The 19,314-nt window shown below is 73.3% G+C and carries 20 protein-coding genes; 8 read left to right on the top strand and 12 right to left on the bottom strand.

Annotation, left to right across the window (positions count from 1 at the left end; all coding sequences use genetic code 11):
* The first annotated feature begins 2 nt into the window (after positions 1 to 2).
* The 4 genes from QUG98_RS03570 to QUG98_RS03555 all read left to right on the top strand — a co-directional run bounded on the left by QUG98_RS03570 (position 3) and on the right by QUG98_RS03555 (position 4,764).
* Positions 3 to 305, top strand: a complete 303-nt coding sequence (locus QUG98_RS03570) for a DUF6457 domain-containing protein (protein ID WP_289469256.1) — start codon at positions 3 to 5, stop codon at positions 303 to 305.
* Entirely contained in the window at positions 302 to 1,501 is a 1,200-nt protein-coding gene (locus tag QUG98_RS03565; RefSeq protein ID WP_289469255.1) for a molybdopterin molybdotransferase MoeA, read from the top strand. The genes QUG98_RS03570 and QUG98_RS03565 overlap by 4 nt, the downstream gene beginning before the upstream one ends.
* A gap of 96 nt (positions 1,502 to 1,597) precedes the next feature.
* The gene (fdhD, locus tag QUG98_RS03560) at positions 1,598 to 2,464 is read left to right on the top strand and encodes a formate dehydrogenase accessory sulfurtransferase FdhD (RefSeq protein WP_058749219.1); all 867 of its coding nucleotides are present in this window, start codon (positions 1,598 to 1,600) and stop codon (positions 2,462 to 2,464) included.
* A gap of 38 nt (positions 2,465 to 2,502) precedes the next feature.
* Entirely contained in the window at positions 2,503 to 4,764 is a 2,262-nt protein-coding gene (locus QUG98_RS03555; RefSeq protein ID WP_289469567.1) for an FdhF/YdeP family oxidoreductase, read from the top strand.
* Positions 4,765 to 4,998: 234 nt separating this feature from the next.
* Here the strand turns inward: QUG98_RS03555 and QUG98_RS03550 are convergent, their stop codons facing one another.
* The 9 genes from QUG98_RS03550 to QUG98_RS03510 form a co-directional block, all read right to left on the bottom strand.
* Positions 4,999 to 5,868, bottom strand: a complete 870-nt coding sequence (locus QUG98_RS03550) for a hypothetical protein (protein ID WP_289469254.1) — start codon at positions 5,866 to 5,868, stop codon at positions 4,999 to 5,001.
* Positions 5,865 to 6,425: an RNA polymerase sigma factor gene (locus tag QUG98_RS03545; protein ID WP_289469253.1), complete on the bottom strand. Its 561-nt coding sequence runs from the start codon at positions 6,423 to 6,425 to the stop codon at positions 5,865 to 5,867. Before QUG98_RS03545 ends, QUG98_RS03550 begins: the two co-directional genes overlap by 4 nt.
* A 67-nt stretch (positions 6,426 to 6,492) precedes the next feature.
* Positions 6,493 to 7,002 (bottom strand): hypothetical protein, encoded by a 510-nt coding sequence (locus QUG98_RS03540; RefSeq protein ID WP_289469252.1) that lies wholly within the window; start codon positions 7,000 to 7,002, stop codon positions 6,493 to 6,495.
* Positions 7,003 to 7,131: 129 nt separating this feature from the next.
* A complete protein-coding gene (locus QUG98_RS03535) occupies positions 7,132 to 8,829 on the bottom strand; it encodes a choice-of-anchor G family protein (protein ID WP_289469251.1) in 1,698 nt (565 codons plus the stop codon).
* Positions 8,830 to 8,939: 110 nt separating this feature from the next.
* Positions 8,940 to 9,710: a hypothetical protein gene (locus QUG98_RS03530; RefSeq protein WP_289469250.1), complete on the bottom strand. Its 771-nt coding sequence runs from the start codon at positions 9,708 to 9,710 to the stop codon at positions 8,940 to 8,942.
* Positions 9,707 to 10,348: a signal peptidase I gene (locus QUG98_RS03525; RefSeq protein WP_289469249.1), complete on the bottom strand. Its 642-nt coding sequence runs from the start codon at positions 10,346 to 10,348 to the stop codon at positions 9,707 to 9,709. The genes QUG98_RS03530 and QUG98_RS03525 overlap by 4 nt, the downstream gene beginning before the upstream one ends.
* Positions 10,345 to 11,025 (bottom strand): acyl-CoA dehydrogenase, encoded by a 681-nt coding sequence (locus QUG98_RS03520; protein WP_289469248.1) that lies wholly within the window; start codon positions 11,023 to 11,025, stop codon positions 10,345 to 10,347. The genes QUG98_RS03525 and QUG98_RS03520 overlap by 4 nt, the downstream gene beginning before the upstream one ends.
* 438 nt (positions 11,026 to 11,463) lie before the next feature.
* Positions 11,464 to 13,095, bottom strand: coding sequence for an MFS transporter (locus QUG98_RS03515; protein WP_289469247.1), 1,632 nt, complete (start codon positions 13,093 to 13,095; stop codon positions 11,464 to 11,466).
* A 108-nt stretch (positions 13,096 to 13,203) separates the two neighbouring features.
* Positions 13,204 to 13,428: a PLDc N-terminal domain-containing protein gene (locus QUG98_RS03510; protein ID WP_289469246.1), complete on the bottom strand. Its 225-nt coding sequence runs from the start codon at positions 13,426 to 13,428 to the stop codon at positions 13,204 to 13,206.
* A gap of 142 nt (positions 13,429 to 13,570) precedes the next feature.
* Between QUG98_RS03510 and QUG98_RS03505 the strand changes: the two genes are divergently transcribed.
* The 3 genes from QUG98_RS03505 (at position 13,571) to QUG98_RS03495 (ending at position 16,002) form a co-directional block, all read left to right on the top strand.
* Positions 13,571 to 13,987, top strand: coding sequence for an HIT family protein (locus QUG98_RS03505; RefSeq protein WP_289469245.1), 417 nt, complete (start codon positions 13,571 to 13,573; stop codon positions 13,985 to 13,987).
* Positions 13,988 to 14,093: 106 nt separating this feature from the next.
* Complete coding sequence (locus QUG98_RS03500; RefSeq protein WP_289469244.1) at positions 14,094 to 14,534, top strand: hypothetical protein; 441 nt, start codon at positions 14,094 to 14,096, stop codon at positions 14,532 to 14,534.
* Position 14,535: 1 nt separating this feature from the next.
* The gene (locus QUG98_RS03495) at positions 14,536 to 16,002 is read left to right on the top strand and encodes an ABC transporter permease (protein WP_289469243.1); all 1,467 of its coding nucleotides are present in this window, start codon (positions 14,536 to 14,538) and stop codon (positions 16,000 to 16,002) included.
* A 136-nt stretch (positions 16,003 to 16,138) separates the two neighbouring features.
* Here QUG98_RS03495 and QUG98_RS03490 read toward each other — a convergent pair whose 3' ends face one another.
* Both QUG98_RS03490 and QUG98_RS03485 read right to left on the bottom strand, forming a co-directional pair.
* Positions 16,139 to 16,567: a hypothetical protein gene (locus QUG98_RS03490; RefSeq protein ID WP_289469242.1), complete on the bottom strand. Its 429-nt coding sequence runs from the start codon at positions 16,565 to 16,567 to the stop codon at positions 16,139 to 16,141.
* Positions 16,568 to 16,883: 316 nt separating this feature from the next.
* Positions 16,884 to 17,339, bottom strand: coding sequence for a DUF4383 domain-containing protein (locus QUG98_RS03485; RefSeq protein WP_289469241.1), 456 nt, complete (start codon positions 17,337 to 17,339; stop codon positions 16,884 to 16,886).
* Between the two features lie 160 nt (positions 17,340 to 17,499).
* On the opposite strand from QUG98_RS03485, the gene QUG98_RS03480 reads away from it, so the two are divergent.
* Complete coding sequence (locus QUG98_RS03480) at positions 17,500 to 18,222, top strand: tyrosine-protein phosphatase (protein WP_289469240.1); 723 nt, start codon at positions 17,500 to 17,502, stop codon at positions 18,220 to 18,222.
* Positions 18,223 to 18,415: 193 nt separating this feature from the next.
* Here the strand turns inward: QUG98_RS03480 and QUG98_RS03475 are convergent, their stop codons facing one another.
* Positions 18,416 to 19,282, bottom strand: coding sequence for an SMP-30/gluconolactonase/LRE family protein (locus QUG98_RS03475; protein WP_289469239.1), 867 nt, complete (start codon positions 19,280 to 19,282; stop codon positions 18,416 to 18,418).
* Positions 19,283 to 19,314: the final 32 nt, after the last annotated feature.

The following is a 19,314-nucleotide window of genomic DNA, read 5'->3' as shown; positions in this document are numbered from 1 at the left end:
GCATGACCACTGACGACGTCCTCGCCGCCTGGACCGCCGAGCTCGCCGAGGCGCTCGGGTTCCCCGAGGACTTCACGCTCGACCGCGACGTCGTGCTCGACCTCGCCCGCGATGCCGCGCACGGGGTCGCCCGGCCGGCCGCCCCGCTCACGACCTTCCTGGTCGGGTACGCAGCCGGGCTCCGCGGCGGGTCGAACGCCGACCTGGCCGACGCGGCAGCGACCGCGACCCGGCTCGCGCTGGCACACGCGGACACCACGGACTCCGCAGCAGCCGACGGCTCCACCGGACCCGACGCCCGGTGACGCTGGTCCTGCCGTCCTGGTCCGATGCCCGACGCGCGGCACACGAGCAGGGCGCCCGTCTGGCCGCCGACACCGCGACCGCTGACCTCGGGGCGGGAGCGGTCCGACTCGACCTGGCGTCGGCGCTCGGGCGGACGCTCGCCGCTGACCTGCTCGCCCGTGCCGACGTGCCGGGCCACGACGGCGCCGCGATGGACGGGTGGGCCGTCGCGGGGCCCGGGCCGTGGGCGCTCGGCGCACCGATCGTGGCGGGCGCGGTCCCCGCGGAGGAGCCACTCGCCGTCGGGCACGCCCGTCCGGTCACGACCGGGGCGCCGGTCCCGCCCGGCACGGAGGCCGTGGTGCGCTCCGAGGACGCTTCCGTCGACCACGACGGTCGGCTGGTCCGCCACACGTCGTCCGCGCGTCGGCACGTCCGGCCCGCGGGCGAGGAGGTCGAGCTCGGTCAGGTGCTGTTCCCCGGCGGGACGGTGCTGACCCCGCCGCGTGCAGCGTTGGCGGCGGCGTCCGGCGTCGACGACGTGCTCGTCGCGCCCATCCCGACCGCGCGGATCGCGGTGCTCGGCGACGAGATCGTCGGTGCGGGCATCCCGCGACCCGGACAGGTGCGCGACGTCTTCACCCACACCCTGCCGACCGTGCTCCGGCTGTTCGGAGCCGACCCGATCGCGGCCGAGCGCGTGTCCGACGACGCCGACGGCACCGCCCGGGTGCTCGACGTCGCACAGGAGCGCCTCGTCGTCACGACCGGGGGGACGGCCGGCTCCTCGACGGACCACATCCGCGGCGCGCTCGCCCGCATCGGTGCCGAGCTGCTGGTCGACCGCGTCGACGTCCGTCCTGGGCGCCCGGTGCTGCTCGCCCGTCGGGGCACCACCGTGTACCTCTGCCTGCCCGGCAACCCGATGGCCGCGATGGTCGGTCTCGTGCTGCTCGGCGGACCGCTCGTCGCCGGACTGCTCGGGCGACCGCTCGAGCCGACGGGGTCGGTCCGGCTCGCGGTGGACGTGCCGAACGACCGACCGGGTGCACTGCTGCTCGCCCACCGGACGACGCCCGAGGGTGCCGTGCCGGCGTCCCACCAGTCGTCGGCCATGCTGCGCGGGCTGGCCGACGCGGACGGACTGATGATCGTGCCGGCCGGGGGCGGCGTGGCGGGCGAGGACGTGCCTCCCGTCCGGCTGCCGTGGGTCTGACGGGTGCGGCCCCGGCGGCCTGAGGAGCGGCTCAGCCGCGGTGGCGGGAACCGCACCGCCCTGGCGGGTGCCGGGCAGGGGTGGTAGACCCGGAGCATGAGCCGGATCACGGCGCGGAAGCGCGTCACCCGCATCACCGTCGCGACGTCCCGGTCGGTCCGCGACGACCTGCTCGCCGTCGAGGAGCCGCTCGAGATCCGCGTCGGCGGGAACTCGCTCGCGATCACGATGCGGACGCCGGGCAACGACGTCGACCTCGCCGCCGGGTTCCTGGTGTCCGAGGGCGTGATCGCCCGCGGTGACGACTTCGCCGCGGCCCGGTACTGCGCGGGTGCGACGGACGAGGGGCTGAACACCTACAACGTGCTCGACGTGACGCTCGCCCTCGGTGTCCCCGCACCGGACCCGAGCCTGGAGCGGGCGTTCTACACGACCAGCTCGTGCGGCCTGTGCGGCAAGGCGAGCATCGACGCGGTGCGGACGACCTCGCAGCACGCGGTGCACCACGACGACCTCGTGCTCGACCCGGCGCTGCTCGCGACGTTCCCCGATCGCCTGCGCGAGGCCCAGGACGTGTTCGAGAAGACCGGCGGGCTGCACGCGGCGGCACTGTTCGACGGCCGGACCGGTGAGATGCTCGTGCTCCGCGAGGACGTCGGTCGGCACAACGCCGTCGACAAGGTCGTCGGGTGGGCGGTGAAGGAGGGGCGCCTGCCCCTGAGCGGCACCGTCCTCATGGTCTCCGGCCGTGCGAGCTTCGAGCTGACGCAGAAGGCGTCGATGGCGGGCATCCCGGTGCTCGCCGCCGTGTCCGCCCCGTCGTCGCTCGCGGTCGACCTGGCGAAGGAGGTCGGCATCACCATCGTCGGCTTCCTGCGCGGACAGAGCATGGTCGTCTACAGCCGCCCCGAACGCATCACCGAACCAGCACCCGCCCCTCGAGAGACCGTGAGCGCACCGTGACCGAACAGCCCCCGAAGGACGACGTGACCGACGCCGAGATGACCGTCGACGAACCGAAGGACTGGGCCGCCGGCGTCCCGGGTGTCCTCCACTCGATGGGTCCCGCGCTCGAACAGCTCGGCGCCGCCCGCACCGCCAAGCTCATGCTGTCGCTCAACCAGAAGGGCGGCTTCGACTGCATGAGCTGCGCCTGGCCGGACCCGGACAAGCGCAAGACCGCCGAGTTCTGCGAGAACGGTGGCAAGGCGGTCGTGTGGGAGGCGACGCCCGTCCTGGTGCCCCGCACGTTCTGGGCCGAGCACTCGATCCACGACCTGGCCGACAAGACCGAGTACTGGCTCGGGCAGCAGGGACGTCTGACCGAACCGGTGTGGAAGCCCGCGGGCGGGGACCACTACGAACCGGTCAGCTGGGAGCGGGCGTTCCGGATCATCGCCGACAAGCTCAACGGGCTCGACTCCCCCGACCAGGCGTCGTTCTACACGTCCGGGCGCACCTCGAACGAGGCGGCGTTCGTCTACCAGCTGTTCGTCCGGGCGTTCGGCACCAACAACCTGCCCGACTGCTCGAACATGTGCCACGAGTCGACGAGCCTGGCGATGGCCGAGGTCGTCGGCATCGGCAAGTCGACCATCGCCTACGACGACTTCGAGCACACCGAGCTCATCATCGTGATGGGGCAGAACCCCGGCACGAACCACCCGCGCATGCTCACCGCACTCGAGGACGCCAAGAAGAACGGCGCCGAGATCGTCGCGGTGAACCCGCTGCCCGAGGCCGGCCTCCGCCGCTACAAGAACCCACAGCGCGTCCGCGGGGTGATCGGGCACGGCACCCAGATCGCCGACCAGTTCCTGCAGATCCGGCTCGGCGGGGACATGGCGCTGCTGCAGGCGCTCGCGAAGCGCGTCGTGCTCGCCGAGCAGAAGACCCCGGGCGTGGTGGACCACGCGTTCATCGAGGCCCACACGAGCGGGTACGAGGCGTTCGTCGAGCACATCCTGCAGGTCGACGACGACGAGGTCGTCCGGGCCACCGGGCTGACCATCGAGGAGATCGACGAGCTCGCCGAGCGCTACCTGCACTCCGAGCGGACCATCATCACGTGGGCGATGGGCATCACCCAGCACACCAAGTCCGTCGACACGATCAAGGAGATCATCAACCTCCTGCTGCTCCGCGGGAACATCGGGCGTCCGGGCGCCGGCGCCTCGCCGATCCGCGGGCACAGCAACGTGCAGGGCGACCGGACCATGGGCATCTGGGAGCAGATGCCGGACTCGTTCCTCGATGCGCTCGCGGAGGAGTTCCACTTCGAACCGCCGCGGGAGCACGGCGTCGACGCGCTCAAGGGCATCAAGGCCATGCAGCGCGGGGACATCAGGTTCTGGATGGGCATGGGCGGCAACCTCGTCGCCGCGATCTCGGACAGCCAGCTCGCCGAGGCAGCGTTCCGCGGCACCGAGATGACCGTCCAGGTGTCGACCAAGCTGAACCGGTCGCACGCCGTCGTCGGCGAGGAGGCCCTGATCCTGCCGACGATGGGCCGCACCGAGATCGACGTGCAGGCCGCCGGCCCGCAGTTCGTCTCCGTCGAGGACACCGTCTGCTCCGTGCACGGCAGCCACGGGCAGGTCCCGCCGGTCGCCCCCGGCCTGCTGTCCGAGGTCGCGATCGTGTGCGAGCTCGCGAAGGCCACGCTCGGCGACCGCGTGCCGGTCGACTGGCAGGCGATGCGCGACGACTACGACGTGATCCGCGACCACATCAGCCACGTCGTGCCCGGCTTCGACGACTACTCCCGCCGCGCCGGCAGCAAGGAGGGCTTCGTCCTGCCGAACGGCCCCCGCGACTCGCGGACCTTCGCGACGGAGACCGGCAAGGCCATGATCACGGTCAACGAGCTCGAGCACGTCGAGCGCCCCGAGGGCACCCTGCTGCTGCAGACCCTGCGCTCGCACGACCAGTACAACACGACGATCTACAGCCTGAACGACCGGTACCGCGGCATCAAGAAGGGCCGCCACGTCGTCTTCGTGAACCCGGACGACCTGACCGAGCTCGGGCTGTCCGACGGCGACCACGTCGACGTCGAGACCGTCTGGGACGACGACGTCGAGCGGGTGCTGCGCGACTACCGGGTCGTCGCCTACCCGAGCGCCCGTGGGTGCGCGGCGGCGTACTTCCCCGAGGCGAACGTGCTCGTGCCGCTCGACAGTGCGGCGAAGGGCAGCAACACCCCGGTGTCGAAGGCCGTCCCGGTGCGGCTGACGCGGGTGGCGGTGCCCGCGGGCGTGTGAGGCGCGTCGGTCGGTCGGTCGGCTGGTCGGCGGGTCGGCCGGCACGCATTCTGCGACAAGACGGCTGTCGTTCGACATCGGTCTTGTCGCCTCATGCGCACGCATTCGATGCGTGTGCATCGTGCGACAAAGCGGCTGTCGTACGACAGCCGCTTTGTCGCGCAACACGTTTCGCTGACGGACGGGAGGCGCGGCGCCAGCCGGTACCGCGCCTCCCGTCCGTCGCGGTGCGGGTCAGGGCTGCGGGTGCTCGGTCTGCCAGATCGTGTCGACCGCCTCGAACTCGCGTGGGTAGCACTGCGTGTCGTAGACCTCGACGCTCTCCGACGCGACGCCGTACTGGTACCAGGGGCCGTCGCCGCCCGGGGTCGAGGTCCAGAGGCCGTCCTCGGAGTACGTGAGCGGGACGACGGCCATCGGGTGGCCCGCCTGCGCCATGCACGCCTGCAGTCGGTTGAAGGCGGTCGTGTACTCCTGCAGGGTGACGACCCCGTCCTGGGTCTCGGCGTCCTGCTGCGGTGACGGTTCCGCGATCGTCGCCCGCTGCGTCCACGACGTCCAGAGCGCCCACCGGGCCGGGCCCGCCCCGGTGACCGTCACGGTGGCGGCTTCGTTGGTGATCGGCAGCAGGCCGACAGTGACCGGGTCCTGGCCCGCACGCGCGGAGACGCAGGACTCGTCGCCGACCGGGATGCCGTCGACCTCGACGCGGAACGTCCCGGCGTCGAGGCACGTCCAGGCGACGGTGAGCGCGTCCGCGCCACGGGGCGGGTCGATGACCGTCGTGGTCCGGTCCCCGTGCCCGACGACGAAGGTCGGGTCCCCGAGCACGCGCGCGTGGTCGACCTCCTCGACCTGGTAGCGGGCGGAGATCGCCAGCGCGGTCTCGACCGCGCTGTCGGGGTCCGCGCCCGGCAGCGCGGCCGCGGTCAGCCCGCCGGTCAGACCGCCACCGACGACGAAGGCCGCCAGGGCGGCCAGCACCGTGACGCGTGTCGGACGTCGGCGGCGTGCCGGGGCCGTCCCCGGAGCACCGGTGCGGTCGATCTCCGCCACGAGCGCGTCGCGCATGGCGGTCAGGCGAGGAGAGAAGTCGTCGTTCACAGTGCGCCTCCGAGGGGTTCCGCTGTGGCTGTGTACCGCTGGTGGAGTCGGGCCTTCGCCCGGTGGAGTCGGGACTTGACCGTCCCTGGTGCGATGCCGAGCACCGCGGAGGCCTCGCGCTCGCTGATCCCCTCGAGCACGCAGAGCGTCAGCACGCGTTGGTCGTCGAGCGACAGCCGTCCCAGCGCAGCGACTGCGCCACCGTCACTGAACTGCTCGGCGGGGTCCGGCGCCGGCCCGGTCGCGGGGAACCGATCGAGGAACGCGCGGTGCCGACGTGCCGACCGGGTGATGTTGTGCGCGGTGTTCGTCGCCGTGACGAGGAGCCACGGCAGGAGCGAGTCGTCGACGAAGCGGACGTGGTCGCGTCTGCGCCACGCCTCGAGGAAGGTCATCGCGACGACGTCGTCCGCATCGGCGGGCGCTGCTGCCGGGACGAGGCCGACTGCGTGTCGTCGGAGCCTCGCGGCGTCCCGGTCGAAGACCCTGCTGAAGGCCCGTCCGTCCCCCGCGAGGCTCAGGGCCCAGTCGGCCCGGTCCCCCGTGATCTGGTTCATGTCAGGTGGTGTCCGCACCGGTGCAATCGGTTCCGGGTCCGGCGTGTCGCGCCTTCGGGCGACGGCGTCAGCGGGGGTCGGCGGCCTCGCGCGGCTCGGTGATCCGCTCCCCGGTCTGCGGGTCCCATCCGATGGTCCTCGGCTCCGGCACACGCGGGCGTCGTTCGACGCGGGGGAACCACGGTCGTGCCGACGGCAGGCACAGCAGCACGGCGGCGGCGATCACGGCGACCGCCTCGAGCGTCAGCCAGCTTGCGTTCCCGGTGAGCGCCATCACGACCACGTTCACCAGGGCGAAGGCCCCCATGACCCCGAGCCAGACGCGCGCGGTCCCGGAGCCTCGCCACACGAGCAGCGTGGCCCAGGCGAGGAGTGCGCAGATACCGAGGCCGAGTACCCAGGCGACCACCGTGGCGGGAAGCAGGTCGGGCGCACGCAGCGCCGAGAGCACGGACATCACCGAGAAGACGATGATCCGCTCGACGAGCACGACCGCCCAGATCGACACGGCCGCGGTGACCACCGACGGCTGTCGCCTCGGTCGGCCGGTCTCCTGTGTGCGCTCGTCCGTCGTCACGGTGCCCCCTCTGGTCGACGCAGACCCCACGGCCCGCGTACCGCGACCGTAGCGGAGCCGGGACGCCGTCGGCCAGCCCCGGACCGCGCCGGTCCGCCGGGGCCAGGGCGGGCGCGGCGATGGGCTCTGTCAGGACCGCGGGGCGCCGAGGTCGACGAGGTTCGGCCCGACCGTCGACGACGCCAGGTCCACCCGGGCGAGCGGGGTGCCACCACCCGCTCGGAGCACTCCGATGCGGATCGCCGTCACCGAGTAGCTGCCCGTCCGGGCGTACCGGCCGTCTCGGGCTCCCGGGGTGTCGCGCTGTACGTTGACCTGTACGGACAGCAGCGCGGGGAGTGCCCGGAGCACGGGAGACACAGCGGCCACGAGGGATGCGGCGGTGCTCGTGAGTGCGGCTCTGAGGGGAGCGGCCACCGCGACGAGGGTCCCCACGGTGGAGTTCACGATGTCGCGCAGCTGCGCGGTCAGCGCGTCGAGCACGCCGGGGAGCAAGGAGATGCCGATCAGCCGCGGCGTGACCGTCAACTGTGCGGTGCCCGACAGCACCGCCCCGAGCGACGCGTCCAGGCGCAGCTCCAGCTTGAGCGCTTGGATCCCCAACACCTTCACCGACCCGACGTCGAGCTGCACCTGGACCCGTGCGGACGCCAAGAGCGCTGTCACCCGCTCGGTGACGCGCGTCGTCCAACCGTCCAGCAGCGCGCCCACCCGAGCTGACAGGTCGGCGACCACCCGGTCGTCGAGCACGAGCTCGGTGTTCGGCGGCAGGCCGTTCAGCCCGGCGCCCGGACTCCCGGCCAGGTGCGCGAGGTCGACACGGACCTGGCCGGAAGCGAGGTCGACCGTCACGACACCGTCGGTCAGCGTCTCGCGGAGGACCGGCGCGAGCACCGTCGAGAGGTCGGGAGCAGTGATCGATGCGGTCCCCTCGACCAGACCGATGCGGAGGATCCCGTCGAGCTCCACCTTGGCCCAGGCCTCGACCTCGTCGGTCAGGAGACCGGCGAGATCGCGACTCTGTTCTGCGATGGCGGCGTCCAGCGTCCGGACGGTGGCGTCGACCGACGACGTCAGCGATCGCACGAGCGGGCTGTCGATGCGCAGGTCGAGGCTGGCGATGCCGTAGTCGCGCGTGACCGTTGCCGTGCGGGCCGCACCCCACACCTCGTCCTCGAGCAGGTCGCAGCCGTCGAGCTGCGCCGACGAGCCGACGGCCCCGACCTCGAGTCCGACGTCCGAGATGCTCTGCAGGTCGGCGACCCCGGCCAGGGCCTGCCCGAGGTCGAGCGTCGCCGGTTCCGGCAGCGCCTCGGTCGGTGTGGTGTCGGTGACGAGCACGCCTCCGGAGTCGCTGACGAGCCCGGACGCGGCCACCGACCTCCCCGTGGCGACGGACGTCGCGACCTGGTTCACGGCTCCGGCCGATCCTCCGGGCAGCCCGGTGCCGAGTCCGGTCAGGTCGAGGCCAGCGACGCTGCCGAGCACGCCGACGTCGAGCGGGTTGCCGTACGCGGCGGTGGTCTCCGTCCGGGTGATCTCGGGCGCGGTCGCCGGGCTGACGGCGACACCCTGCGTGCCGGTCTTCGTGACGTCGAGTCCGCGCAGGTCCGCGACCGCCCCGAGGTCTTGCCCCGCCACGTTCCCGGCGAGGAACCGGCTGGAGGAGTTCGCCGTGTAGCCGACGTCCTCGCCGCACGAGAACGACGAGGTCCCGATCGCGCCGTCGCCGTGCACCCACTCGGCGTCCTGCCACGCCGCGGTCGACGACGTGGGGCCGGGGACCGCCACGGCGGCGGTCGCCCCGACCACCGCCAGGATCGCCACCAGCACGGCGCCAGGACCACGGCGCAGCTCGCGCAGCACCGCCGGACGGCGAGGGGCGCGGTGGCGAGGGGCACGGTGGCGCGGCTCACGTCCCCGTCCCCGTCGCGGGCTCATCGCGTACCTCCGTCGCGGGACTCCGCCGTCCGCCGCAGCCGGACCGCCACGCCGACGAGCACGAGTGCCGCCGCGACGAACAGCGGTGCCGCGAAGGCCGCACCGGTGGACGCCAGCGAGGTCAGCGACGCCGACGACGTCGTCGCCGTCGATCGTCCTGGCCGCCCTGCGTCGCGCCCGTCGGTCGACGACGAGCCGTCGACGGGGTCCTCCGCGCTCGCGGTCACCCCGAGCCCGACGGACGCCTCGAGCCCCATGAGCCCGTCGTCGACCGATGCGCCCGTGGTGTCGGCGACGGCGAGCTCGACGAGCAACCAGGTCGATCCGTCACCGTCGGGGTCGGAGACCGGTACGCGGAGGGAGTCGGACTCCCCGGGCCCGATCGAGAGGACCCGCTGTCCGTCGTCGCAGACCGGCACGGTGTCGAGTCCGCGCCACGGCCGCTCGCACGCTGACACGGTGACCCGCAGCCCGTCCGGGTGCTCCACCAGGGCGCCCTCCCGACGGAGCTCGACCTCGGTGCTGATCGGTCCGGCCCGGTCGACCCGGGTGTGCACCTGCCAGAACGCCGGTCGCCCGGGTCGCAGGTCGGGCGCGTGCAGCGGGTACGGCGAGGCCTCGAGCACGAGACCGCCGGGCTCACCGGTCTCGGGGACCGCCTGCCAGCCCGCCGCGACGGCAGCACCGCCGCTGCCGAGTGCGAGAACTGCGCAGAGGACCGCGCCGGCAGCCGCAGCGCCGGCAGAGGGCCCCGGCCGCCGACTCATCCCTGCGCTCCACGCTCGTCGTCACCGAGACCGTCACCGAGACCGTCACCGAGACCCTCCCCGGGACCGTCACCGCCACCGGCTGCGCGCCGCGCCGGCCAGAACGACCAGACGACGAGCAGGCCGACGGTCGCCACCGCGAGCCCACGGGCAGCGGGTGTCGAGGACCACTGCAGCACGTGCCCGAGCACGGGAGCGGAGGCGATGGTGCGCCGGGCCTCCCGGACGACCGACGGGTCGCGGTCGACGGTGTCGTTCGCGTCGCCCCGTGTCGTCAGCGAGCGCGCGGCGGCGTCCCCCGGCACCCGGTCGACGGCGACCACGCGGTGGGTCACGGGCAGCGATGATCCCGGCCTCGGCACGGTGACGACCTGCCCCGGGCGGACGTCCGCCGCCTCGATCCGTTCGGTCACCACGACCGCCCCCGCGGGGATCGTCGGGCTCATCGACCCCGTGGTGACGACCACGAGTGACAGCCCCGTGGTCGCCGCGACCGCCCACCACCCGACGCAGAGGACACCGACGATGCCCGCCACCGCGACGACGACGGCGCGCACCCGGTGCAGCAGCGTCGGCCGCTCGCGCGGAGGGGTTCCCGTCGGCGCTCCCGCTGCGCCGATCGTTGCTGCCTGGGTCATTCGGACTTCGAGGAGAACTCCCATGCGGGAGTCACCGCGAGGCCCTGCAACGCCTCCACCGGCACGCCGTCGGGCAGTCGCGGTGTCTGCGGCAACGTGACCTCGAAGCAGTACTGCTGCTGCGACCCGCTGGCGGCTTCGAGCCGCTGCGACGCGGAGGCTTCGCTCGTCGCGAGCGGCCCGCTGGCGATGACCGTGCCAGCCGTGAAGGTCGAGCCGTTGCACGGCGCGCCCTGCGCGGTGGCGGCGACGCGGACGTCGAGTGCGTCCCAGAGCAGCGCCTCGGGAGCCGTCGGTGCCAAGAGCACTGCCGACACCGCCTTCTGGAGTTCGACGTCGCCCGCGATCGACTTCTCGGTCGTCCGCAGCACCACCGACGCGTAGGTGGTGTCGCCCGGCGAGAGCGCGATCGCGTCCGGGGTGAACGTCATCTCCTGCCCCGGAGCGGTCTCCGCCTGCGTCCACCCCGCGTCGAGCGCGCCCGTGACGTTCTGCTCGACCTCGAAGGTGGAGGTCGCGATCCCGGGTCCTCCGGTCCCGTTGCCGCCGAACACCCACTCGCTGTCCGTCCACGACGCGAGCGTGTACCCGACCCCTCCGACCACGAGGGCGCCGCCGGCGACGAGCGCCGCGACCCTGGTGCGCCGTGAAGCGGGCGCGCTGGACTGTCCTGACATCGTTGCTCCTGATCCGTGCGTGCGGACGCCGGTGGTGGGCCGGTCCGACACGGCGGGAGCTGGTGAGGTCCCCCGTCGGCCGCTGTCCGCTCTTCTGGGGACATGCTGGCGGATCGCCGGCAGGAAGACAAGCAGTTCACGAGGATTGCTCTCTAAACCGACGAGGGACTCCGCGACGAGATCGCCGTCGTTCGACATCGGTCCCGTCGCGTTCGTCGCAGCCAGCGCACCTCGTGCGGCTCATGCGACATCGCGGCTGTCGAACGACAGCCGCGATGTCGCGGAACGCGCGCCCGACGCGCGCCCGACGCGCGCGAGGCGCGGCACGGACGGCTCGCGCAATGCGCCACGCTCGCACCCGACGGACGGGAGGCGCGGCACCTGCTGGCACCGCGCCTCCCGTCCGTCAGCCGCTCACCGCGCGGCGGACGCGTCCGTTCAGACGGACGCCTCCGTCCCGCGGACCTTCCCCACCACGACGTCGACGATCCCGGCGACGAGCGCCGCAGCCACGAACACCAGCGAGACCCCGAGCCCGAGCGGGAGCCCCTGCGAGTAGTCGCCCTTCGTGCTCGCGAGCGACGAGTAGAACACGCTGCCCACGGCGGCGATGCCGATCGCCGAGCCGACCCGCGCGCCGACCTGGATGAGGCCGCCGGCGGAACCGCCCTGCTGGACCGGGACCTCGGAGAGCGTGAGCGTCTGGTTCGGCGAGATGGTCAGGCCGGATCCGATGCCGGCGACCAGGAGCGGCAGCACGAGCCACCAGCCGAGGTCCGGCCCGTAGTGGTCCGCGACGACCCAGATGACCGCGCCGAGCCCGATGAGCACGAGGACGGTGCCGACCACGATGAGCTGTCGGCCGAAGCGGTGCACGATCCGACCGCCGACCGTCGACGCGATGCCGGAGCCGATCGCGAACGGCACCGACGCGACACCGGCGAGCAGTGCGGAGTACTGCAGGCCCGACTGCAGCGCGAGGGTCAGGACGAAGAAGAGCGGGGTGAAGCCGGCGAAGTAGACCGTCGCCAGCCCGACCCCGAGCGAGAACGACCGGCGACGGAAGAGGCCGAGGTCGATGACGGGCTCGTGCTCCCGGCCGTAGCGGCGCTCCCACAGCACGAACAGGACGGCGAACACCACCGCGGCGACGACGAGCCACCACTTGGCGTTGCTCTTCCACTGCTCGGACTGCACGAACGGCAGCAGTAGCGCGACGACCGCGGCACCGAGCAGCACGATGCCGACCGGGTCGAAGTCGTGCTTCCGCCCGCGCTCCTCCTTCGGGGTGGTCGGGAGGTACCGGAAGGCGAGCAGGATCGTGACGAGCCCGACGGGCAGGTTCACGAAGAAGACGAAGCGCCAGCCGTTCTCGGTGCCGAACGCCGTGATGAGCAGCCCACCCACGAGCGGGCCGATCGCGGTGGCGATGCCGACGGTCGCACCGAACAGACCGAAGGCGGTCCCGCGTTCCTTGCCGCGGAACAGCTGCTGGATGAGCGCGGTGACCTGCGGGGTGAGCAGGCCGCCGGCCAGACCCTGCACCAGTCGGGCGATGACGAGCACGAACCCGTTCGGGGCGAAGCCGCAGAGCGCGCTCGCGAGGGTGAAGAGCGCGACACCGACGATGAACATGCGTCGGCGCCCCACCGCGTCACCCAGGCGACCACCGGGGACGAGCAGCAGTCCGAAGGCCAGGGCGTAGCCGGACAGGATCCACTGGACGGCCTCGGGGGTCGCGCCGCTCAGGCCGCTCGAGATGGACTGCAGCGCGACGTTGACGATCGACACGTCGAGCAGGACGATGCCGCCGCCGAGCAGGCAGATGACGAGCGCCTTCCAGCGGTTCGGGTCCGGGGCGTCGTCCTGCTGCCGGCCGGCGTCCTGCCGCTGGCCGGAGTCCTGCCGCTGATCGGAGTCCTGCCGCTGGTCGGCGTGCTGCTCCTGGTCGGGGTGCTGCTCGGCCTGCGGCGCCGACGGGTGCCCGGCGGTCGCGGCGTGGTGCGCGGTGTGGTGCGCGACGGTGGGAGCCGCATCGGGCTCGACGGGTCTGCGGTGTTCGGCTGCCATGACGATCCCACGCTAGGCCGCGCCCCGAGCCCGATCCGCAGGCTGTGCGGTTCTTGTCCCCCGGTCCGGCACCGCAGCCGGCCGGTTCGGTCCGGACCGGTGGGGCGGTCAGCGGTCCGCGCGCTGCAGACCGTCCGCGGCCTTCCCGAGCAGCCAGTTGACCGCCCACCCGAGCACGCCGATGACCGGTACGAGGACGATGACGAGCGTCCAGACGATCTTCACCGCGTCGCTCCGGCGTCGGTCGCGCCAGACCTGCACCAGCGCCAGCACGTCGAGGGCCAGCAGCAGCGCGATCAGCAGCAGATGGGCCCCAGCGAGGTTCTCGAGCACGTCGTCCTCCTCCGTCGTCGTCGAGCACCCCACGCTAGGACGGACACCGTCGCACCCGCGTCCTCCGAGCGGACGACATCGGCCCACCGCCGGACCCGGTCGCCGTCCACCGGGCGGAGGTGTCCTCCACCAGACTGGGCTCATGGAGTCCTGCGCGTTCTGCAGCATCATCGCCGACCGGGAGCCGGCGACCTGGGTCGAGCGCGAGGAGCACGCCGTCGCCTTCGCACCGCTCCCGGGGTCGGCCCTCGCCCCCGGGCACACGCTGGTCGTCCCGGTCGCACACACCGCGGACCTGCTCAGCGCCGACCCCACCTCACTCGCGGCCTGCACGGCACTGGCGCGGCGGGTCGGCCTCGCCATGCGTGGAGCCCTCGGCGCGACCGGGACCGTCCTGCTGCAGGCCTCCGGCACCGACGCCGGGCAGAGCGTGCCGCACCTGCACTTCCACGTGGTGCCCTGCTGGCCGGACGACGGCACGACGCACTGGCCGGAACCGCCGTCGGCGCACGTGCACGACGGCGATCCGCACGCCGACCTGCGGGCGATGTTCGAGTAGGCGCTGCGCCGGATGTCATCCCGGAGGAGCACGTCGGTCCTCCGCTGTGCCGATCCCCGAGTGGGCGCGGATGCGCTGTGATCTGGTCAGACACGAAAGGCTCGACATGCCCCGCTCCACGATCACCACTCCCCTGACCCTCGGTGCGGTCGCCCTCGGCACCCTCGCCACCCTCGGCCTCTCCGGCTGCTCCGCCCTCGGCGACGTCGCCCACGACCGGGTGACCTCCGAGGCCGCGACCCGCGCCGACCTCGACGCGGCGCCGGACTGGCTGCCCGCTGACGCCCGCGACATCACCTCCGTCGCCGGCACCGGGGGCAAGGCCTCCGACACGACCCCGACCACGCTGGTGTTCACGAGCGCGGACGGCGTCACCGAGGACTCCTGCAGCACCGCCCCGCGGCAGTCCGCACCGACGATGGACGTCGAGGACGCGCCGGACGTGTACGGGGCGACCGAGGTGCTGCGCTGCGGCCCGTGGTCGATGACGTCGAAGGGTGACCGGTGGATCGCCTGGACGCCGAACCCGGGCGACGGCGGGTCCTGACGTGTCCCGCCCGGGCGGCCGCCACCGAGCGGCAGACGGCAGGTCAGCGACGACTGCGCGACCCCGCCGCGCGCCCGGACGCGCACGCCGGCTCGGGGAGCACCGCGCGACCGTCGGCGTCGCGGCGCTCTCCGCCGGTCTCGGCGCCGTCGTCGTCACCGGCGCCGAGGCCGCGCACCGCATCGTCGAGCTCGGCGTGCGCACGGGATCGAGCGCCACGGTCGCCGCGATCCTGCCCGTCGTGGCGTGGGTGTTCATCGGCATCGCGCTCTACGTCAGCGCCGTCGTGGCATCGAACACGTGCGCGACGGTCATCGCCGGCCGCACCCGTGCACTCGGGCTGCAGCGCGTCCTCGGCGCCACCGGGCAGCAGCTCCGCTGGCAGGTCACCCGGACCGGGGCGGCCTGCGGTGTCGTCGGGGCCGCCCTCGGCACGGTCGTCGGGACCGTGGTCGCCGACGCCGGACTCGCGGTCGCCGCGGCGTCCGGCACGCTCCCGCCGCTCGGTGTCCTCGTGCCACCGTCACTCGCCCCGATCGGGCTCCTGGTCGCGGGCATCACGACGGTCGCGTTCCGCATCGGCTCCCGCGCGGTGCTCACGATCTCCCCGCTCCGTGCGCTCGAGGCCGGGGTCGAGGCCCCTGCCGGCGCCACCCGCTCGATCGGGCGCACCCTGACCGCGGGCTCGCTCGTCCTGCTCGGCACGGCCGGGCTCGGGGGCGCGGTGGTCCTGGGCGCGACGAGCGTCGACTCGCTGCTCCTCGCGGTGGCGTGCGGGGCACTGTCGTTCACGGGTGTCGTCGTCGCTGCGCCGGTGCTGCTGCCCGCCGTGCTCCGTCTCGCGGCGGCGGCGTCGGCGCGGTCGGTCGTGCCGGCGATGGCGGCGCGGAACGCGCTCCGAGCGCCGCGGCGGACCGCCAGGGCGACGGTCGGGCTGCTCATCGCGGTGACCCTGATGGCGACCTTCTCCGTCGGGTTCTCGACCTACGCGGTGATGCTCCAGGGGCAGGCCGCGGACGATCCCGAGTACTACCGGGGCATCGAGGAGCAGTTCGACCAGCTGGCCGTCATGTTCACGGGGCTCGTCGGCGCCGCCGGGGTGATCGCCGCCGCCGGGGTCGTCGTGGTGACGGCCCTGACGATCGCGCAGCGCGGCCGGGAGCTCGGCCTGCTGCGGGTGGTCGGCGCGACGAGGCAGCAGGTCCGAGCACTCGTCCTCGCGGAGACCACGATCACCGTCGCCGTCGCGGTCGTGCTCGGCGGACTGCTCGGCACCGCCTACGGCTGGGCCGGCGCATCCACGCTGCTCGGCGCGACGAAGGGCGCGGAGCTCATCGCCCCGGTCGTCCCGGCCTGGCTCGTGGTCGTCGTCGTGGTGGGCGCCGCCGGCACCGGGCTCGCCGCGGCACTCGGACCGGCGGCACGTGCCGTGCGCGCGGCCCCGGTCACCGCGCTCCGCTACGAGTGACGCCCGGCGGGGTCGGCGAGCACCACGGCGCCAGCGGGCACCGCCGCGTCAGTCGGCACCGGCAACGGCGGGCACCGCCGCGTCAGTCGACACCGCGGCACCCGCGGGCAACGCAGCACCGGCGGGCGCAGGGGCGTCAGTCGGCAGCCCGGCGCACCAGCTCGCGCAGCCGCTGCTCGACCTCGTCGGTCCACTCGACGACGGCGAACGAGGTCGCCCACATCGGCCCGTCGTCGAGCCTGGCGTCCTCCTGGAAGCCGACGGTCGCGTACCGCGCCCCGAACTTCGACGCCGGCTGCACGAACGTGACGACCTTGCCGTCCCGCGCGTAGGACGGGAACCCGTACCAGGTCTTCGGGTCGAGCTCCGGCGCGACCTCGGTCACGAGCACGTGGTACCGCGACGCCAGGGTCTGGTCGAAGCCCTCGAGTGCCTCGATCGCCGCGGTGCAGGCCTCGCGCTCGGCCTCGCGCTTCGCAGCACCCTTCAGCCCGCGCGTCGCCTTCCGCTCCTCCGCGGCCTGCTGCATCGCGGCGCGCTCCGCGTCGCTGAACACTCCGGCCATGTCCGTCTCCCTCGCCGATCCCGTTCCGAGCGCCGGTCGGCGGACCGGTGCTGACGGCATCCTGGCACCGCGCGTGCGGCGAGCACCACCCACCGGACGGGAGGCCCGTGTCGGCCCGCCACGAGCCTCCCGCCCGGAGCCGGATCGCAGGCCGCGTCGGCGTGACCCGACAGGATCGGTGCCGAGGCGACATCGCCGGGGTCGGCGTCATCGACACCCACTGACGCCGTCGACCGTGCACGGAGCGCCCCGGTGCACGACAGGAGCGCGCCGGTCCGAGGACCGACGCGCTCCTGTCAGCGCTGGACGGGGTGGGTCAGCGCACGGTGCGTCCGGCGCGGGGCAGGAGCACACCGAGCAGGATCATCGCGACGGCGAGCAGTGCGTGGAGCACGTTGTCGGCGCTGTTCAGCGGGACGAAGTTCGCCGCGCCGGCCATGTTCGCGACGAAGAGGCCGAAGACGAACAGCACGGCGTAGATGATGCCGCCGACGAGCAGGTACGAGCGCGAACCCGCGGCCGAGCGGGCGGCGAGCAGGCCGACGATGCCGAACAGCAGGTGCACGATGTTGTGGAGCACCGACACCTGGAACAGGCCGAGGAGCATGGCCATCGAGCTGTTGCCCGCGAAGGACAGCGTGCCCATGTCCATGGTCAGGCCGGGGATGAAGCCGGCGATGCCGACGATGAGGAAGACGATCCCGAAGAGCAGGGCGCCCTTCTGGACGAGGGTCGAAGCGAAACCGGTACGGGGTGATGCTGCGCTGGACATGTGGTCTCTCCTTGTGTGCGAGGACCGGGTCGTGGTTCCGGTCGGTGCGGTGACGGGTGTCACGCGCGGTTGTGCTTCACGGTAGACATGCAGCGCGCTCTCGGTTTCCCCCCGTCCGGGGGGACGCGTCGAACGGACAGACGCGTCGTACGGTGGCAGGGTGCGCGAACTCGACTGGGACGGCTACCGGAACGTGCGCGACCTCGGCGGGCTGCCGACCCCGCTGTCGCCGACGGGCGCGACGCTGGCCGGACGGGTGGCCCGCGGCCCGCGTCGCGAGCTGCTGACCGACCGCGGCTGGCGGGACGCGCGCGCCTGGGGCCTCCGCTCCGTCGTCGACCTGCGCTGCGCCGACGAGGTGGGTCGTCGTGACGGCGATCCGTTCGTCGCTCCGGACGCCCTGACCGGGATCACCGTCGTCTCGGCTCCGACGGAGGACCAGGACGACCCGGAGTTCCGCGAGGTCTGCTTCCCGATCCTCGACTCCCCCGAGTACTGGCGGCACAACTGGCGGATCCTGCCCCACCTGGTGCTCGGAGCCCTGCGCGCGGTCGCGGACGCACCGGCCGGGGTGCTCGTGCACTGCAGCGCGGGACGCGACCGCACGGGCATGGTCAGCACGCTGCTGCTCGCGGACGCCGGGGTGTCACCGACCTCGGTCGCCGAGGACTACGCGGCCTCGGTCCGGGCGATGGCGGGCACCGGGACGCACGCGCCGGGCGACCGGCAGGCATCGTGGGACGCCGAGCGGGTGACCGACTGGCTCGCCACCGTCACGCCGATCGTCGAGGACGTCGCCGCCGAAGTGGACGCGGCGTTCGCCGCGGTCGGCGCCGACGACGACCTGCGCGCACGGTTGCGCGCACGACTCACCACGCCCTGATCGCGGGTACGGTCGGACGGGAGGCCCGGTGCCGGCCCGCACCGCGCCTCCCGTCCGTCAGCTGCTCGCCGCTGTCGTGTGGTCCCGCTGTCGTCCGGGCCCGCTGTCGTCCGGGCCCGCTGTCGTCCGGCCTCTGCTGTCGACCGCGCCCCGCTCCTGCGCCCGTCGTCGCCCGCTCAGGCCGGCCGTGCGGTCACGGCCCGGGGACGGTGACGCGGACCGCGCTGATCCGGCCGGCGCGCGTGCGCGCCGTGGTGGCCGGGTCGTAGCTGTCCGCGGTGGCCAGGTAGAGGGTGCGGCCGTCCTCGCCACCGAGCGCGCAGTCGATCGCGCAGAGCCCCGGGGCGTCGACGCGGTCGGTGACCTCGCCGCCCTCGACGACGCGGAGGAACTCCCCCGTGTCGACCGAGCAGACCCAGATCGCCCCCTCGGCGTCGACGGTGCTGCCGTCCGGCGTGACGCCCTCGGGCAGGGCCGCCCACTCGCGTCGGCCGGTGAGCGAACCGTCCGGCTCGATGTCGAACGCCGTCAGGCGGCCGCCCCAGGTCTCGCTGACGACCAGCGTCCGGGTCCCGGGGAGCACGTTCGCACTGTTCGGGAACACCAGGCCGTCCGCGGCGAGCCGGGCCGAGCCGTCCGGCTCGACGACGTACAGCGGGCCGGGACGGAGTTCCTCGCCGCCGTACAGGTCGTACCCGAACGCACCGACGTAGGTCCGACCGGTGTCCTCGTCGACGACCAGGTCGTTGAGGAGCGAGGGCTCGATCGACGACAGGTCGGCGAAGGGCGCGTTCGTACCGTCGGGACGGACCACCTGGATCGTCCGCGCGTTCATGGCACTGACGATCAGCCGGCCGTCCGCGAGCCACCCGAGGCCCGACGACTGCCCGTCGATGGTCGTCTCGAGGCGCGGCTCCCCACCGGGAGCACCGGGGTCGACCGAGAAGACCTCGCCCGTGTGCATGTCGGAGTACCAGAGCCGGCCGTCGTGCCAGCGGTTGCCCTCGGGGAACCGGATGCCGGAGACGACCTCGGTCGCGGAGTCGATGGTGGTGTGCACCCGTCCAACCTGCCAGGCGGGACTGGCCGGGC

The sequence above is a fragment of the Curtobacterium subtropicum genome (genome assembly GCF_030362975.1).
Lineage (GTDB): Bacteria > Actinomycetota > Actinomycetes > Actinomycetales > Microbacteriaceae > Curtobacterium > Curtobacterium subtropicum.
The sequence above is the reverse complement of the archived record's forward strand: the minus strand, read 5'-3'. Positions and strand labels throughout refer to the sequence as shown.

Coding starts and splice junctions, on each gene's coding strand:
- QUG98_RS03545 (WP_289469253.1), bottom strand. CDS start 6,425: ATGAACCAGATCACGGGGGACCGGGCCGACTGGGCCCTGAGCCTCGCG.
- QUG98_RS03500 (WP_289469244.1), top strand. CDS start 14,094: ATGCCCCGCTCCACGATCACCACTCCCCTGACCCTCGGTGCGGTCGCC.
- QUG98_RS03525 (WP_289469249.1), bottom strand. CDS start 10,348: ATGACCCAGGCAGCAACGATCGGCGCAGCGGGAGCGCCGACGGGAACC.
- QUG98_RS03520 (WP_289469248.1), bottom strand. CDS start 11,025: ATGTCAGGACAGTCCAGCGCGCCCGCTTCACGGCGCACCAGGGTCGCG.
- QUG98_RS03570 (WP_289469256.1), top strand. CDS start 3: ATGACCACTGACGACGTCCTCGCCGCCTGGACCGCCGAGCTCGCCGAG.
- QUG98_RS03555 (WP_289469567.1), top strand. CDS start 2,503: ATGACCGTCGACGAACCGAAGGACTGGGCCGCCGGCGTCCCGGGTGTC.
- fdhD (WP_058749219.1), top strand. CDS start 1,598: ATGAGCCGGATCACGGCGCGGAAGCGCGTCACCCGCATCACCGTCGCG.
- QUG98_RS03530 (WP_289469250.1), bottom strand. CDS start 9,710: ATGAGTCGGCGGCCGGGGCCCTCTGCCGGCGCTGCGGCTGCCGGCGCG.
- QUG98_RS03490 (WP_289469242.1), bottom strand. CDS start 16,567: ATGGCCGGAGTGTTCAGCGACGCGGAGCGCGCCGCGATGCAGCAGGCC.
- QUG98_RS03485 (WP_289469241.1), bottom strand. CDS start 17,339: ATGTCCAGCGCAGCATCACCCCGTACCGGTTTCGCTTCGACCCTCGTC.
- QUG98_RS03505 (WP_289469245.1), top strand. CDS start 13,571: ATGGAGTCCTGCGCGTTCTGCAGCATCATCGCCGACCGGGAGCCGGCG.
- QUG98_RS03515 (WP_289469247.1), bottom strand. CDS start 13,095: ATGGCAGCCGAACACCGCAGACCCGTCGAGCCCGATGCGGCTCCCACC.